Genomic DNA, 15171 nt, shown 5'->3' with positions numbered 1-15171 from the left:
GTGGGCGCCGTACCGCTGCGCTTCATATACACCACGGCCCGCCCGGTGCGCTGCACTGGACGGGCCGGGTTGGTTCCACCCTCCCCCGCTCGCGCGGGGGAGGGATTACCGCGTCAGAACGTGCCGCGAACGCCGATCGTGTACGTGGTGCCGAAATCGTACATGTCGTTGACCGCGTTCTCGAAGGCGAAGTAGGAACGGCGCTCCTCGTCCAGGATGTTGGTCACGTTGAAGAAGATCTGCGGCTTGGACTTCACGTTGACCAGCGTGTAGCTGCTGGACAGGTCGAGCTGGCCGCGGTCCTCGCCGAACAGCTGCGCGAACGGGATGCCCTGCTGGTTCGCACCGCTGGCCGCGGAACCTTCCTGCCAGTTGTACGACAGGCGCGCCTGGGCGACGTCGTTCTCCCAGTAGATGGTCGCGTTCCACATCGTCGGCGACAGGCCGTAGACGTTGCTCGACAGCGCCGCCGCGTCCTTGCCGATGGTCGACAGGTCGATCTTCGAGAAGTTGCCCATGAAGCCCAGGCCGTCGAGCACGAAGCTCAGCGGCTGCACCCAGATCGCTTCCCAGCCATTGATCTCGAGTTCCGCGTCGGCGTTGACCTGCTGCTGCACGTTCACCGTCGCGACGTCCGGGCCGCCGCGCGAGTTGATCGCCTGCTGCTGCGCGTCGACCAGGTCTTCGAACGGAATGCCCAGGTCGGTGAACGGACGGGTGACCACGCCCTGGTAGGTGTAGCCCTTGATGCGCTTGTTGAACAGCGTCAGGCCGACGAAGCCCTCACCGCCGGTATACCACTCGCCGCCGATGTCGAAGTTGGTCGAGGTGTACGGGGTCAGGTCCGGGTTGCCCTGCGTCGCCACCTGCGCCGAGATGTCGCTGAAGGTCGTCGCCGGCAGCATCGAGCTCGGGTTCGGACGCGTCATCGTGCGCGAGGCCGAGGTGCGCAGCACCACGTCTTCGGCGACGTCCCACGCCGCGCTGAACGACGGCAGCCATTCGTTGTAGTCGCTGGTCAGCGTCTGCCACTCGCGCACGCCGCCGATGGTGACCGGGCCGCTGATGTCCTGGTCGGTCTTCGCGTAACGCACGCCCATGTTGAAGCGCAGGTTTCGATGCCAGACCTCGGACTCGCCGTTGATCATGATGAAGGCCGCGGTGTTGGCCTCATCGAAACCGCCGGTCGGCGCGCTGGTGTTGGCGTTGTTCGCCTCGGCCGCCGAGTCGCGGTAGAAGGCGTAGTTCGTGTCGGCCATGAAGCGGTCGAAATCGACGGTCACGAAGCCGGCGGGACCCGGCCTGAGGTAGTTCGGCAGCGCCGCGTCGGGCACCTGCGAGAACGCGTACGGCTGCCAGTTCGTGCCGGTGTCGCCGAAGCCGACGATCGAGCGGGAGTTCTCGTCGTAGGCGATGCCGAAGGTGACGTTGTTGCGGTCGTCGCCCAGCTGGAGGCTCGTGTTCAGGCCGCCGGTGGTGGTCACGCGCTTCTCGTTCTGCGCCCACACGCGACCGCCGGTCCAGGTCCAGCCGATGTTCGGATCGTTGAGGTCCAGGCCGCTCTGCGTGGTCGGGAGGTCGCCGTTGTTCTGGTACTGCACGGTGGTGACCGGCGAGTTGAACAGGATCGTCGGCGAGTCGCGGAACATCCAGCTGCGGCTCACGCTGGCCTGCACGTCGAGCTTGACGTCCTCATCGAAGTAGAACGTGAACCCCGGCGTGAACTGCCAGTACTTCACGTCCTCGGTGTACGGGCGGGCTTCGAGGAAGTACTGCGCGTTCTCGAACGTGGCGCTGGTGACGACGTTGTTCGCGTCCAGCTGCATGTTCGTGGGAACCATCGCGCCGTTGCGGCCGATCAGGTTGATGTCGATGCGGTCGTTGGTGCGGTGCGCGTCGGTGTACAGGACGTCGGCGTACACCTCGAGGTTCTCGTTCGGACGCCACTGCACCGAAGCCAGGAACGCATCGCGGTCGCGATCGCCGGACATGTGCACCGGGCGGCCGAGGCGCGGGATCAGCGCTTCGCCGATCTGCGCGTTGGTCAGGCCCGGGTTGTGGTCGCGCAGCCATTGCGCGTCGATCGTCTCGCCCGGGCGGGACGGGATGGAATCGGGAATGCGCCAGCCATTGCCGCCGGTGGTGTTGCAGGGCGCGCCCATCTCGGGGAACGTGTCGCCCGCACCGCCGTCGAAGCACTGCGCGTTGGTCAGGTTCGGATTCGTCCAGCCGATCGTCTCGTAGCCTTCCACGCCGATGTGGCCGCGCTGCGAGGTCAGGCCCACCAGCACGCCGAAGGTCTTGTCCTCGTTCAACCAGCTGCCGATCACGGTGCCGCGCGGGCTGGTCTTCTCGCTGAGGTCGTTGTAGTCGCCCTGCAGCGAGTAGGTGACCTGCGATTCGGGGTTGTCGAACGGCCGCACGTTGCGCATGTCGACCACGCCCGACGCGCCGCCCTCGGGCTGCGCCGCCGTCGGCGACTTGTACACCTTCAGCTGCGTGAAGAATTCGGTCGGGAACAGGTTCAGGTCGACTTCGCGATTCGCGTTCTGCGCGTCCAGGCCGATGGAGGCCGTCGCGACCGACTGACCGTTGATGGTCGTCTTGGTGAAGCTGCTGGGCAGGCCGCGGATGGCGATGTTGAGGCCTTCGCCGTTGACGTCGCGGTTCAGCTGGATGCCCGGGATGCGGGCCAGCGACTCGGCGATGTTCACGTCGGGGAACTTGCCGATGTCCTCGGCGTAGATGGCATCGACGAAGCCGGTCGATTCGCGCTTGGCGAGCGTGGAGTACTCAAGGCTCTGGCGGAAGCCGGTCGCGACGACGCGATCGAGTTCGGTCACCTGCTCCTGCGTGGACTGCGGCTGCGCCTGCGCCTCGTCGGCGGCGGGCGTGGCCGTCTGCGCCTGCGCGAATGCCGTCGAGCTGGCCAAACCGAACAGCGCCAGGCCCAACGCGCGCGACAGCGCGTTTCTTGCGATCTGCTTCTGCACCGTACTCCCCTCCCGTTTCTGGTACGCGGCCATCCCTTCGGGTTCGCCGCACTCGTTTTTGTGTTTGGAACCCTTGTGACCCGGTGATCCCCGCCACGAAGGCAGGCCGCACAAGTGCGCCGGATGGTAGCGCTACCATTTTTTCCCCGCACGCTGCGGTGCGACATGAAATTCCGCAGGCCTGCAAGGCGAGTTTGTCGCAGCGCAGCATGACGTTACGCCCGGAAAGAAGGTTGGATATGGGGTGTCGACCCCGGCCGGTTGCCCGCGCGGTACGCTCGCCGTGATAGCGCTACCACTTTTCACCTTCCACACACACCTGCGCAGCGTGCAGGAGGACCCCGCGCCCATGCCCCACGTCCCCGCCCCACACGTCCCCGCCGCGAGCGATCGCGCACGGATTCCTGCCGCATGAACGACACGGCCACGCCGCAGGCACCCGCGACCACCCGGGTCGGAAACTACCGCTGGCGCGTCTGCGCGATGCTGCTGGCGGCGACCACCATCAACTACGTCGACCGCCAGGTGCTCGGCGTGCTCGCGCCGTTCCTGCAGACCGAAATCGGCTGGAACGAAATCGAGTACGGCTACATCGTCACCTCGTTCCAGGCGGCATACGCGATCGGCCTGCTGTGCACCGGCGCGATCATCGACCGCTTCGGCACGCGCATCGGCTACGCCATCGCGATCAGCGTGTGGAGCGTGGCGGCGATGGCGCACGCACTCGCCGGCAGCGTCGTCGGATTCGCCGCCGCGCGTTTCGCGCTCGGCCTGGGCGAAGCCGGCAACTTTCCCGCGGCGATCAAGACCGTCGCCGAATGGTTCCCGCGCCGCGAGCGCGCGCTCGCCGTGGGCGTGTTCAACGCGGGCTCCAACGTCGGCGCGGTGCTCGCGCCGCTGCTGGTGCCGGTCATCGCCGCGACGTGGGGCTGGCAGGCGGCGTTCCTGTTCACCGGCGTGCTCAGCGCGACCTGGCTCGCCGGCTGGCTGCTCACCTATCGCACGCCGGAGAACCAGCCCAAGCTCGGCGCGGCGGAGCTGCAGCACATCCGCAGCGATCCGCCCGAACCCATGGTGAAAGTGCCGTGGCTGCAGTTGCTGCGCCATCGCCAGGCGTGGGCGTTCGTCGCGGCGAAGTTCATCACCGATCCGGTGTGGTGGCTGTTCCTGTTCTGGCTCGGCAAGTTCCTCGCCTCGGAATACAAGCTGTCGCTGAGCACGATTGGCTTGCCGATGATCGTCGTGTACCTGATGGCCGACGTCGGCAGCATCGCCGGCGGGTGGCTCGCCGGACGTTTCATGCGACTGGGCTGGGACGTGAACCGCGCGCGCAAGGGCGCGATGCTCACCTGCGCGCTGTGCGTGGCGCCGATCGTGCTGGTCACGCAGGTCGACAACCTGTGGGTCGCCGTGGCACTGATCGGCCTGGCGATGGCCGGCCACCAGGGGTGGTCGGCGAACGTGTTCACGCTGCCGTCGGACATGTTCCCGCGCCACGCGGTGGCTTCCGTGGTCGGCATCGGCGGTTTCGCCGGCGCGGTCGGCGGCATGCTGATGTCGGTCTTCACCGGCGCGCAGCTGGAATCCACCGGCAGCTACGCGCGCATCTTCCTGATCGCCGGCTGCGCATACCTGCTCGCGCTCGCGGTCGTGCACCTGCTGGTGCCGAAACTGCAGCCCGCCGCGCTCGGGAAGGTGTCCGCCGGCTGACGTTCCGCATTCCACTTTCCGTAGGGGGAAACGCATGAAACACCGTCAAACCATGCTCTTCGCGCTGATCGGCGCCGCGCTCGCGCTGCCGGCCTTCGCGCAGCGGACCGACGCCACCGCGCTCGCCGCCGGCAACGCGAAGTTCCTCGGCAGCGCGTACAGCAAGCCGCAGGCGAAGGATTTCGCGATCTACTGGAACAAGGTCACGCCGGAAAACGCCGGCAAGTGGGGCGAAGTGGAAAAGCGCCGCGACCGCATGGACTGGCGCGGCCTCGACGAGGCGTACCGCATCGCGAAGGACCACCACCTGCCCTTCCAGATGCACGTGATGGTGTGGGGCAACCAGCAGCCGGAATGGATCGAGAAGCTCCCCGTCGCCGAGCAGCGCGAGGAGATCGAGGAATGGTTCGCGGCGGTGGCGCAGCGCTATCCGGACCTGGACTACGTCGAAGTCGTCAACGAGCCGCTCAACGATCCGCCGAACAAGGACGACAAGGGCGGCGGCAACTACATCGAAGCACTCGGCGGCAGCGGCGCGAGCGGCTGGGACTGGATCGTCGAATCCTATCGCCTCGCGCGCAGGCACTTCCCGAACGCGAAGCTGCTGATCAACGACTACAACATCACCAACAAGCCAGACGCGACGAAGCGCTATCGCGAGATCATCGACCTGCTGCGCCGCGACAACCTGGTCGACGGCATCGGCGTGCAGGGCCATGCATTCGCGACGACGCCGGACGTGCCGATGTCGGTGCACAAGGCGAACCTCGACCTGCTGGCGGAAAGCGGCCTGCCGATCTACGTCACCGAACTCGACATCGACGGTCCGACCGACGAGCAGCAGCTGGCCGATTACAAGCGGATTTTCCCGGTGTTCTGGGAACATCCGGCGGTGAAGGGCGTGACGCTGTGGGGCTTCCGCCCGGGCCTGTGGCGGCAGAAGGAGAAGGCGTACCTGGTGCGCAAGGACGGCAGCGAGCGTCCGGCGTTGCAGTGGCTGCGCGAATACGTGCGCGGGACGGCGGCGAAGCCGGCGCAATGAGGGTTCCTGCGCGAAAGGCACGCCGCGATCGGGCACGGCTGGTACGCGGCTGCGCTGCGGTCGTCCTGCTGCTGGGCATCGCAGCGCCGGCGATCGCATCGGAAGACTGCGCCCAACCCGCCGCCATCTGTGACAACGCGGTCACCGGCGCGCTCGCGCTCGTCGATCACGGGCGCGTCGCGCGCGTGATCGTCGACGAAGCGGATTTCGCGGGCGTGCTGCGCGCCGCGCGTGATCTCGAAGGGGATCTCGCGAAGATCGCCGGCACGCGCGGCGACGCGAAGCCGACGAAGACCGCGATCATCGCCGGCACGCTCGGGCGCAGTCCGCGCATCGATCGCATCGTCGCGGCGAGGAAGCTCGACACGACCGGCGTCGCAGGCACGTGGGAAGGTTACCTGCTGCAGGTCGTCGAGCGCCCCGAGCCCGGTATCGATCGCGCACTGGTCGTCGCCGGCGCCGACAAGCGCGGCACGATCTTCGGTCTCTACGAACTCTCGCGCCGCCTGGGCGTGTCGCCGTGGAACTGGTGGGCCGACGTCCCCGTGCAACCGCGCGAAACGCGTTACATCGCGCCGGGCCGCTTCGTCGACGCACCGCAGGTGCGTTATCGCGGCATCTTCCTCAACGACGAGGACCCCGCGCTCGGCGGCTGGATGAAGACCACCTACGGCGGGCCGAACCACCGGTTCTACGAACGCGTGTTCGAGCTCGTGCTGCGCCTGAAGGGCAACTACCTGTGGCCGGCGATGTGGGGCCGCGCCTTCGCCGACGACGATCCGCGAAGTCCGCGACTCGCCGACGAGTACGGCATCGTGATCGGCACCAGCCATCACGAACCGATGATGCGCGCGCACGTCGAATGGGAGCGCCATGGCAAGGGGCCGTGGGACTACACGAAGAACGCCGACACGCTGCGCGCGTTCTGGCGCGAGGGCATCGCGCGCATGGGCACGAACGAAAGCGTGGTGACGCTCGGCATGCGCGGCGACGGCGACGAGCCGATGACGCAGGGCACGGCGATCGAACTGCTGCAAACCATCGTTTCCGACCAGCGCGACATCCTGCGCGACATCACCGGGAAACCACCGGAAGACACGCCGCAGGTGTGGGCGCTCTACAAGGAAGTGCAGGATTACTTCGACGCCGGCATGAAGGTGCCGGACGATGTCACGCTGCTGTTCGCCGACGACAACTGGGGCAACATCCGCCGCCTTCCGAAGCCCGGCGAAACGCGCGGTGGCGGTTACGGCGTGTACTACCACTTCGATTACGTCGGCGGGCCGCGCAACTACAAATGGCTCAACACGACGCAGATCGAGCGCACGTGGGAGCAGATGCATCTCGCCTACGCGTACGGCGCGCGGCGGTTGTGGATCGTCAACGTCGGCGACCTGAAGCCGATGGAGTTCCCGATCTCGTTCTTCCTCGACCATGCGTGGAAGCCGGAGGCGTTCGGGCTCGACGATCTGGAACGCTATCCGTCCCGCTGGGCCGCCGAGCAGTTCGGCGCGCAGCACGCGCAGGACATCGGCGAACTCCTCACGCGCTACACGCAGTACAACGCGCGCCGCAAGCCGGAGCTGCTCTCGCCCGACACCTTCAGCCTCGTGCACGACCACGAAGCCAGGCGCGTCGTCGCCGACTGGAACGCGCTGGTCGAGCGCGCGCGGGCGATCGGCGCGAAACTCGGGCCGCCGTACCGCGATGCCTATTACCAGCTGGTCGAGTATCCGGTGGCCGCCAGCGCGAACCTCACCGCGATGTACGTCGCCGTGGGCCGCAACCGGTTGTACGCGAAGCAGGGACGCGCGTCGGCGAATACGCAGGCGGAGCTGGCGCGTCGCCTGTTCGAACGCGACGCGGAACTGGCGCGCGTGTACGAGCAGGACATCGCCGGCGGCAAGTGGGTCCACATGATGTCGCAGCCACGCATCGGCTACACCGGCTGGCAGCAGCCGGAGCGCAACCTCATGCCGGCGCTGTCGAGCGTTGCGCCGAAGACGGCCGCGTCGATGGGCGTGGCGATCGAAGGGGACACGGCGGCGTGGCCCGGCGCGAAGAAGACCGCCGCGCTTCCGCCGCTCGATCCCTTCGCCGCGAAGGCACGCGAGATCAAGCTGTTCAATCGCGGCACGACGCCATTCCGATTCGAGGCACAGGCTTCGGAGCCGTGGCTCCGCGTCACCCCGGCGAGCGGTGACGTCACCGACGATCGCGCGCTTCGCGTCGATATCGACTGGAACGCGGTTCCTCCCGGCACGCATACCGCACGCATCTCACTGCGCGGCGATGAAGGCACGCGCGTGTCGATCGACGTTCCTGTCGAGAACCCCGCCGACGCGAAGGCGATCACCGGCTTCGTCGAAAGCGAGGGCCGCATCGCGATCGAAGCGGCGCACTACGGGCGCGCGGTCGCGAACGGCGGCGTCGAATGGCGCACGATCCCCAACCTGGGCCGCACCTTGTCCGGCGTAACCTCCTTCCCGGTGACCGCACCCGCCGGCACGACGGACGCGCAAGGCGCGTGGCTCGAGTATCCCGTGCACCTGACCCGCGACGGCGACTTCGACGTGCGCCTGGTGATGTCGCCGACCCTGGATGTCCAGCATCGCGGCGGCCCGCGCTACGCCGTGTCGATCGATCGCGATGCTCCGACGATCGTCACCGTGAAGTCCGACCCGACGCCGGGTCACGCCGATTTCGGCGCCTGGACCCGCGCGGTGAGCGACAGCGTGTACGTCGGAACCTCGCGACACCGTGCGAAGGCGGGCGCGCATACGCTGCGGATCTGGCGCGTCGACCCGGGCGTGGTGCTGCAACGCGTGGAAATCGCGCGCGATGGTGCACGATCGGGTTACCTGGGCGCGCCGGAGAGCCCGCGCTTGTGAACGACGATGTCCGCACGATTCCTTCGCAGCAAACCACTGGATTCCCGCTGCGGCGGGAATGACGATCCGCACAACGCGCCACGAGCATCCCGACGATGACCCATCCCCTCCACCTTCACCAAGACCGCCTCTTCCCGGGCGATGCCGCCACGCGCGGCATCGCGCGACGCCTTCATCGCGAAGTCGCGATGCTTCCGATCGTGAGCCCGCACGGCCACACCGACCCCGCGTGGTTCGCGACGAATGCACCGTTCGCCAACGCGACCGAACTGCTGCTGGTCCCGGATCATTACGTGTTCCGCATGCTCTACAGCCAGGGCGTGTCGCTGGACGAGCTCGGCATTCCACGTGCGGACGGTTCGCGTGCGAACGTCGATCCGCGCGCCGCGTGGCGCGTGTTCGCGCGCAACTTCCACCTGTTCCGTGGCACGCCGTCGTCGATGTGGCTCAACCACGTGTTCTACGAGGTGTTCGGCCTGCGCCAGCGGCTCGACGAAACCACGGCCGACGCCTGCTACGATCGCATCACCGAAGCGTTGCAGACGCCGCAGTTCACGCCGCGTGCGCTGTTCGATCGCTTCAACATCGAGGTGATCGCCACCACCGAATCGCCGCTGGAAACGCTCGAACACCATCAGGCCATTCTCGACAGCGGCTGGAAGGGCCGCGTCATCACCGCATATCGCCCCGATCCCGTGGTCGATCCCGAACACGAGCAGTTTCCGTCCGCGTTGCAGCGCTTCGGCGACATCACCGGCGAGAACGTGTACACGTGGGACGGCTACCTGCGCGCGCATCGCCAGCGCCGCGACTTCTTCAAGCGCATGGGCGCGACCTCGACCGATCACGGGCACCCGACCGCCGCGACCGCCGATCTCCCGGACGACGAGGCGCGCAAGCTGTTCGACGTGATGATCCGCGGCACGGCGACGCCGGCGCAGGCGGAGCTGTTCCGCGCGCAGGTCCTCACCGAGATGGCGAAGATGAGCCTGGACGACGGGCTCGTCATGCAGATCCATCCGGGCTGCTTCCGCAACCACAACGCGGGGCTGTTCGCGCGTTATGGCCGCGACAAGGGCGCCGACATCCCGCTGCGCACCGAGTACGTGCACGCGCTGAAGCCGCTGCTCGACCGCTTCGGCAACGATCCGCGCCTGACCGTCATCGTGTTCACGCTGGACGAAAGCACCTACAGCCGCGAGCTCGCGCCGCTGGCCGGGCACTATCCGACGCTGTTACTCGGACCGGCATGGTGGTTCCACGACGCGCCGGAAGGCATGTGGCGCTTCCGCGAACAGACGCTGGCGAGCGGCGGCTTCTACAACACCATCGGCTTCAACGACGACACGCGCGCGTTCCTGTCGATCCCGGCGCGGCACGACGTCGCGCGCCGCATCGATTGCGCGTTCCTGGCGAAGCTCGTCGCCGAACATCGCATGGACGAGGACGAGGCCGTCGAAGTCGCGCGGGATCTCGCATACCGGCTGCCGAAGCAGGCGTACCGCCTGTAACGAGGAACGGAGGGAAGGGACTTGCGACCGCATCGGAAGCGCGTACGGCACGCGTGTTCGCTCGCGTTGGCGCTGTGGCTGGCGGCGGCGTCGTGCCTCGCCTTCGCCGCGCCGCGTGAACGCCACCTCCTCGACACCGGCTGGCGCTTCCACAAGGGCGATCCCGCCGGCGTCACGGGGCTCGACTACGACGTGCGTCCTGAAGTCGCTCAGAGCGCCGACGGCAAGGATGCCGACGCGCGTCCAGAGGAAGCGGCGAAAGTCCACGCGAACGGCCAGCGGGTGCTGAAGCCGTGGATCCTGCCGACCGCGAATCCGCTGATCCGCGATCCGGCGCGTCGCCACGTGCGCCCGCCGGGCGATCCCGGCAGCGACGTACCGTTCGTGCAGCGCGATTTCGACGATCGCGCGTGGAAGCTGGTCGCGCTGCCGCACGACTGGGCCATCGCCGGGCCGTTCCTGAAAGACGGCCCCTACGGTGGCATGGGTCGTCTTCGGACGTGGGGGCCGGCGTGGTACCGCCGCACGCTCGACATCCCGGCCGGTGATGCCGGCCGCTCGATCTTCCTCGACGTCGACGGCGCGATGTCGTACGCGACGGTGTGGCTCAACGGCAGGCTCGTCGGCGGCTGGCCGTACGGCTACAACGGCTGGCGCGTGGACCTCACGCCCTACGTGGTTCCGGGCGGAAGGAACCAGCTCGCGATCCGGCTCGACAATCCGCCCGAGTCGGCGCGCTGGTACCCGGGCGCGGGACTCTATCGGAACGTGTGGCTGGTGAAGACCGGCCCCGTGCACGTCGCGCATTGGGGCACGCGCGTGACGACGCCGAAAGTGTCGAAGCATGCCGCCACCGTCACGCTCGAGGTGTCGATCGACAACGATTCGGCGGGCGCGGCCGACGTATCCGCGACGACGGAGCTGTTCGAACTCGACGCGAACGGCAGCCGCCGTGGCCGCGCCGTCGCGCGCATCGACCACGGCAATGCGCGCATCGATGCGAACGCGACCGCGGCACTGACCGCGTCCACGACGCTGGCGAACCCGCGCCTCTGGGGCCCGCCGCCGACGCAGCAACCGAGCCGTTATCTCGCCGTCACCACGATCGCGCGCGATGGCCGCGCGATCGATCGCGTGGAGACGCCGTTCGGCATCCGCAGCATCCGTTTCGATGCGGACGACGGCCTGTTCGTCAACGGCGAACGCATCGTCATCCGTGGCGTGAACAACCACCACGACCTCGGCGCGCTTGGCGCGGCGTTCAACGTGCGCGCGGCTCGGCGCCAGCTGGAAATCCTGCGCGACATGGGCGCGAATGCCGTGCGCATGGCGCACAATCCGCCGGCGCCGGAGCTGCTCGAACTCGCCGACCGCATGGGCTTTCTCGTGGTCGACGAAGTATTCGATTCGTGGGAACGGAAGAAGACGCCGCTCGACTTCCACCTGGTCTTCCCCGACTGGCATGAGCCCGACCTGCGCGCGATGCTGCGACGCGACCGCAATCATCCGTCGATCGTCCTGTGGGGCGTCGGCAACGAGGTCGGCGAGCAGTACACCGGCGACGAAGGCGCGGCGATCGCGCGCAGGCTGCAGGCGATCGCGCGCGAGGAAGACCCCACCCGCCCGACGATCAACGCGATGAACTGGGCCAAGCCCGACATGCCACTGCCGCGCGAGCTCGACGTGATCGGCCTGAACTACCAGGGCGAAGGCATCCGCCAGGAGCCGGAGTTCGAAGGCACCGACCGCATCCGCACGCCGCCGCAGTACGACGCGTTCCACGCGGCGTTTCCCGACAAGGCGATCGTCAGCACCGAGACCGCATCGGCGCTCAGCAGCCGTGGCGTGTACCTGTTCCCGGTGACGACGAAAACCAGTGCGCCGGTGCACGATGGCAACGGCGGCGATTCGTCGGTCCGCCAGGTGAGCGCGTACGAGCTGCACGCGGTGGATTTCGGATCCAGCGCCGACAAGGTGTTCGCGAGCCTGGACCGGCATCCGTTCGTCGCCGGCGAGTTCGTGTGGACCGGCTTCGATTACCTCGGCGAACCGACGCCGTACTACGACTCGCGCAGTTCGTATTCGGGCATCGTGGACCTCGCGGGTTTTCCGAAGGATCGCTATTTCCTCTACCAGTCGCGCTGGCGCCCCGACCTGCCGATGGCGCACCTGCTGCCACACTGGACCTGGCCCGGGCGCGAGGGCCAGGCGACACCGGTGCATGTGTTCACGTCGGGCGACGAGGCCGAGCTGTTCGTCAACGGCGTGTCGCAAGGACGCAGGAAGAAGGCGCCGTGCGAGTACCGCATGCGGTGGGACGACGTCGTGTACGAACCTGGCGAAATCCGTGTGCAGGCGTACCGGAATGGAAAGCCGTGGGCGAGCGCATCGGCGCGCACCGCGGGCGCATCGGCGAAGCTCGATGCGTCGCCCGATCGACGCGTCCTCGCCAACGACGGCCGCGATCTCGTCTTCGTCACCGTGCGCGTGCTCGATCGCGACGGCACCCCGATGCCGACCGCGAGCGACCGCATCCGCTTCAGCATCGAAGGCCCCGGCGAGATCGTCGCCACCGACAACGGCGATCCGACCGACATGGACGCGTTCCCGTCGCACGAACGCCGCGCCTTCAGCGGCCTCGCGCTGGCGATCGTGCGCGGCGTGCCGGACATGGAAGGCGTCATCACGTTGCGCGCCGATGCGGACGGATTGCAGGGCGCGCGCATCACCCTCGAAAGCCGCGACCAGGAGACTCCATGACGACATCACGCCCCCCTTCCCGGCTGCTGCTCGCGGCAGTGCTCTCCGGCGCGTTCGCGCTGGCGCCCGCGATGGGCGCGACGCCCGCCACGACGTTGAAGGCCGCGTACGCCGACGACTTCCGACTCGGCGTGGCCGTGAACGACGACATCGTGGCCGGTCGCGATGCCGCGTCGCAGGCGCTTACGGCGAAGCACTTCGACGCGATCACCGCCGAGAACGTGATGAAGGCGGAAGTGGTCAACCCGAAGCCCGGCGTCTACGACTTCGCCGCGGCGGACGCGTTCGTCGATTTCGGCCGCAGGCACGGCATGTTCGTGATCGGCCATACGCTGGTGTGGCACAACCAGACACCCGACTGGTTCTTCGTCGACGCCGACGGCCAGCCGAACACGCGCGAGGCGCAGATCGAGCGCATGCGCGCGTACATCGAGAAGGTGGCCGGACGCTACAAGGGTCGCGTGCACGCCTGGGACGTGGTGAACGAGGTCATCGACGAGGACGGCACCTACCGCGACACCGTGTGGGTGCGCGGCGTCGGCGATGGCGACGAACTCGTGATGCACGCATTCCGCTTCGCGCATCGGTACGCGCCGGACGCGGAGCTGTACTACAACGATTTCAACACCTGGCGGCCGGAGAAGCGCGACGGCATCGTGCGCATGGTGAAGATGCTGCAGGCGCAGGGCATCCGCATCGACGGCATCGGCATGCAGGGTCATTGGGGCCTGAACTATCCGAGCCTCGCCGACATCGAGGCCGCGATCGACGCGTATGCCGCGCTCGGCCTGAAGGTGATGATCACCGAGCTCGACGTCGACGTGCTGCCGCTCACGCGCGAAGGCCAGGTGATCGGCAGCGTGATGGCGCACAAGCAGTTCCAGCTGCCGGAGTTCAAGCGCTATCTCGATCCGTATCGCGACGGTCTTCCCGCCGACGTGCAGCAGCGCCTCGCGGACCGCTACGCCGAGCTGTTCGCGCTGTTCCATCGCAAGCGCGACGTGATCGATCGCGTGAGCCTGTGGGGCGTGCACGATGGCATGTCGTGGAAGAACGATTACCCGGTGCCGGGTCGCATCAACTACCCGTTGCTGTTCGATCGCGGGCGACAGCCCAAGCCGGCGCTCGACGCGGTGCTGCGCGTGCCGGACGAACGGACGGATTCCGCCGGCGAAACCATTGGTCGCGTCACCGCGTTTGATCCGGCGTTCCATGCGCTGGTGCCGGAGGATGCGCGCATCGAGAAAATCGCCGACGGCTTCACCTGGGCCGAAGGTCCGGCGTGGATCGCGGAGGGCGGCTACCTGCTGTTCAACGACGTGCCGGCGAACGCGATGCATCGCTGGTCGCCGCGCGAGGGGGCGTCGCCGTTCCTCAAGCCGTCCGGTTATGCCGGGCCCGACACGGCCGGCCTGCGCGAGGCCGGCGCGAACGGCATGGAGGTCGAGCCGGGCGGCACCGTGCTGCTCGCCGATTCGGGCTCGCGACTGATCGCGCGCTTCGATCCGCGGAACAAGCGCCGGACGACGCTCGCGGCAACCTACGGCGGCAAGCGCTTCAACAGTCCGAACGACATCGCGCGACGCAGCGACGGCACGGTGTTCTTCACCGATCCGCCGTACGGTTTGAAGGGCATCGATGCCTCGCCCCTGAAGGAGCAGCCAGTCAATGGCGTGTATCGCCTCGACCCCGACGGCTCGGTGCACCTCATCGAAGGCGGACTGAAGTTTCCCAACGGCATCGCGCTGTCGCCGGACGAACGCACGCTGTACGTCGCCAACTCCGATCCCGAACACCCGGTGTGGATGGCGTACGAACTCGACGCGCGCGGCGAGGTGGATGGGCGCCGCGTGCTCGGCGATGCCTCCGACCTGATCGCCGCGGGCGCGTCCGGCGCGCCGGACGGGCTGACCGTGTCACGCGACGGACACCTGTTCGCGAGCGCGCCCGGCGGGCTGCTGGTGATGGACGCGAACGGAAAGCGACTCGGCATGATCGCCACCGGCGCGCGCGTCTCGAACGCGACCTTCGGGAACGATGGCCGCACGCTGTACCTCACCTCGCACACGTTTCTCGCGCGCATTCGCGTGAATGCGATGGGTATCGGGTTCGACCGGTAGCGTTCGCGGCGCCTGTTCATTCCGACGAGCGGTCGGTTGGCGTTGCGGAAAACCGACCCCGATCACAGCCCTTGCGCGGGCCTGTCGCGGCGTCCGCGTGTTGTCGGACGCCTTCACATTTTTCCTGCAATTGCGCGCGCAGGA

The 15171-nt window shown here is 67.7% G+C and carries 7 protein-coding genes and 1 pseudogene; 7 read left to right on the top strand and 1 reads right to left on the bottom strand.

Annotation, left to right across the window (positions count from 1 at the left end; all coding sequences use genetic code 11):
- Window positions 1–113: 113 nt before the first annotated feature.
- The gene (locus AC3ANK_RS02165) at window positions 114–2993 is read right to left on the bottom strand and encodes a TonB-dependent receptor (protein WP_484172020.1); all 2880 of its coding nucleotides are present in this window, start codon (window positions 2991–2993) and stop codon (window positions 114–116) included.
- A gap of 411 nt (window positions 2994–3404) precedes the next feature.
- Here AC3ANK_RS02165 and AC3ANK_RS02160 point away from each other — a divergent pair, with 411 nt between their 5' ends.
- The 7 genes and pseudogenes from AC3ANK_RS02160 (at window position 3405) to AC3ANK_RS02130 (ending at window position 15027) form a co-directional block, all read left to right on the top strand.
- Window positions 3405–4703, top strand: a complete 1299-nt coding sequence (locus tag AC3ANK_RS02160; RefSeq protein ID WP_484172019.1) for an MFS transporter — start codon at window positions 3405–3407, stop codon at window positions 4701–4703.
- 52 nt (window positions 4704–4755) lie between these two features.
- Window positions 4756–5745, top strand: a complete 990-nt coding sequence (locus AC3ANK_RS02155; RefSeq protein WP_484172920.1) for an endo-1,4-beta-xylanase — start codon at window positions 4756–4758, stop codon at window positions 5743–5745.
- Window positions 5742–8636, top strand: coding sequence for a glycosyl hydrolase 115 family protein (locus AC3ANK_RS02150; RefSeq protein ID WP_484172018.1), 2895 nt, complete (start codon window positions 5742–5744; stop codon window positions 8634–8636). The genes AC3ANK_RS02155 and AC3ANK_RS02150 overlap by 4 nt, the downstream gene beginning before the upstream one ends.
- Before the next feature lie 95 nt (window positions 8637–8731).
- Window positions 8732–10147 (top strand): glucuronate isomerase, encoded by a 1416-nt coding sequence (gene uxaC / locus AC3ANK_RS02145; RefSeq protein WP_484172017.1) that lies wholly within the window; start codon window positions 8732–8734, stop codon window positions 10145–10147.
- A 21-nt stretch (window positions 10148–10168) separates the two neighbouring features.
- Entirely contained in the window at window positions 10169–12907 is a 2739-nt protein-coding gene (gene galB, locus AC3ANK_RS02140; protein ID WP_484172016.1) for a beta-galactosidase GalB, read from the top strand.
- Window positions 12904–14055 (top strand): annotated as a pseudogene (locus AC3ANK_RS02135) (endo-1,4-beta-xylanase); the annotation flags it as partial. The gene galB and the pseudogene AC3ANK_RS02135, both read left to right, overlap by 4 nt.
- Window positions 14041–15027, top strand: coding sequence for an SMP-30/gluconolactonase/LRE family protein (locus tag AC3ANK_RS02130; RefSeq protein ID WP_484172919.1), 987 nt, complete (start codon window positions 14041–14043; stop codon window positions 15025–15027). The pseudogene AC3ANK_RS02135 and the gene AC3ANK_RS02130, both read left to right, overlap by 15 nt.
- Window positions 15028–15171: the final 144 nt, after the last annotated feature.

It is taken from the genome of Lysobacter sp. SCRH-1R (assembly GCF_057747855.1).
The sequence above is the reverse complement of the archived record's forward strand: the minus strand, read 5'-3'. Positions and strand labels throughout refer to the sequence as shown.

What these genes read in the sequence shown, in the direction of transcription:
- AC3ANK_RS02155 (WP_484172920.1), top strand. Translation starts at nt 4,756, where the DNA reads ATGCTCTTCGCGCTGATCGGCGCCGCGCTCGCGCTGCCGGCCTTCGCG.
- AC3ANK_RS02150 (WP_484172018.1), top strand. Translation starts at nt 5,742, where the DNA reads ATGAGGGTTCCTGCGCGAAAGGCACGCCGCGATCGGGCACGGCTGGTA.
- uxaC (WP_484172017.1), top strand. Translation starts at nt 8,732, where the DNA reads ATGACCCATCCCCTCCACCTTCACCAAGACCGCCTCTTCCCGGGCGAT.
- AC3ANK_RS02160 (WP_484172019.1), top strand. Translation starts at nt 3,405, where the DNA reads ATGAACGACACGGCCACGCCGCAGGCACCCGCGACCACCCGGGTCGGA.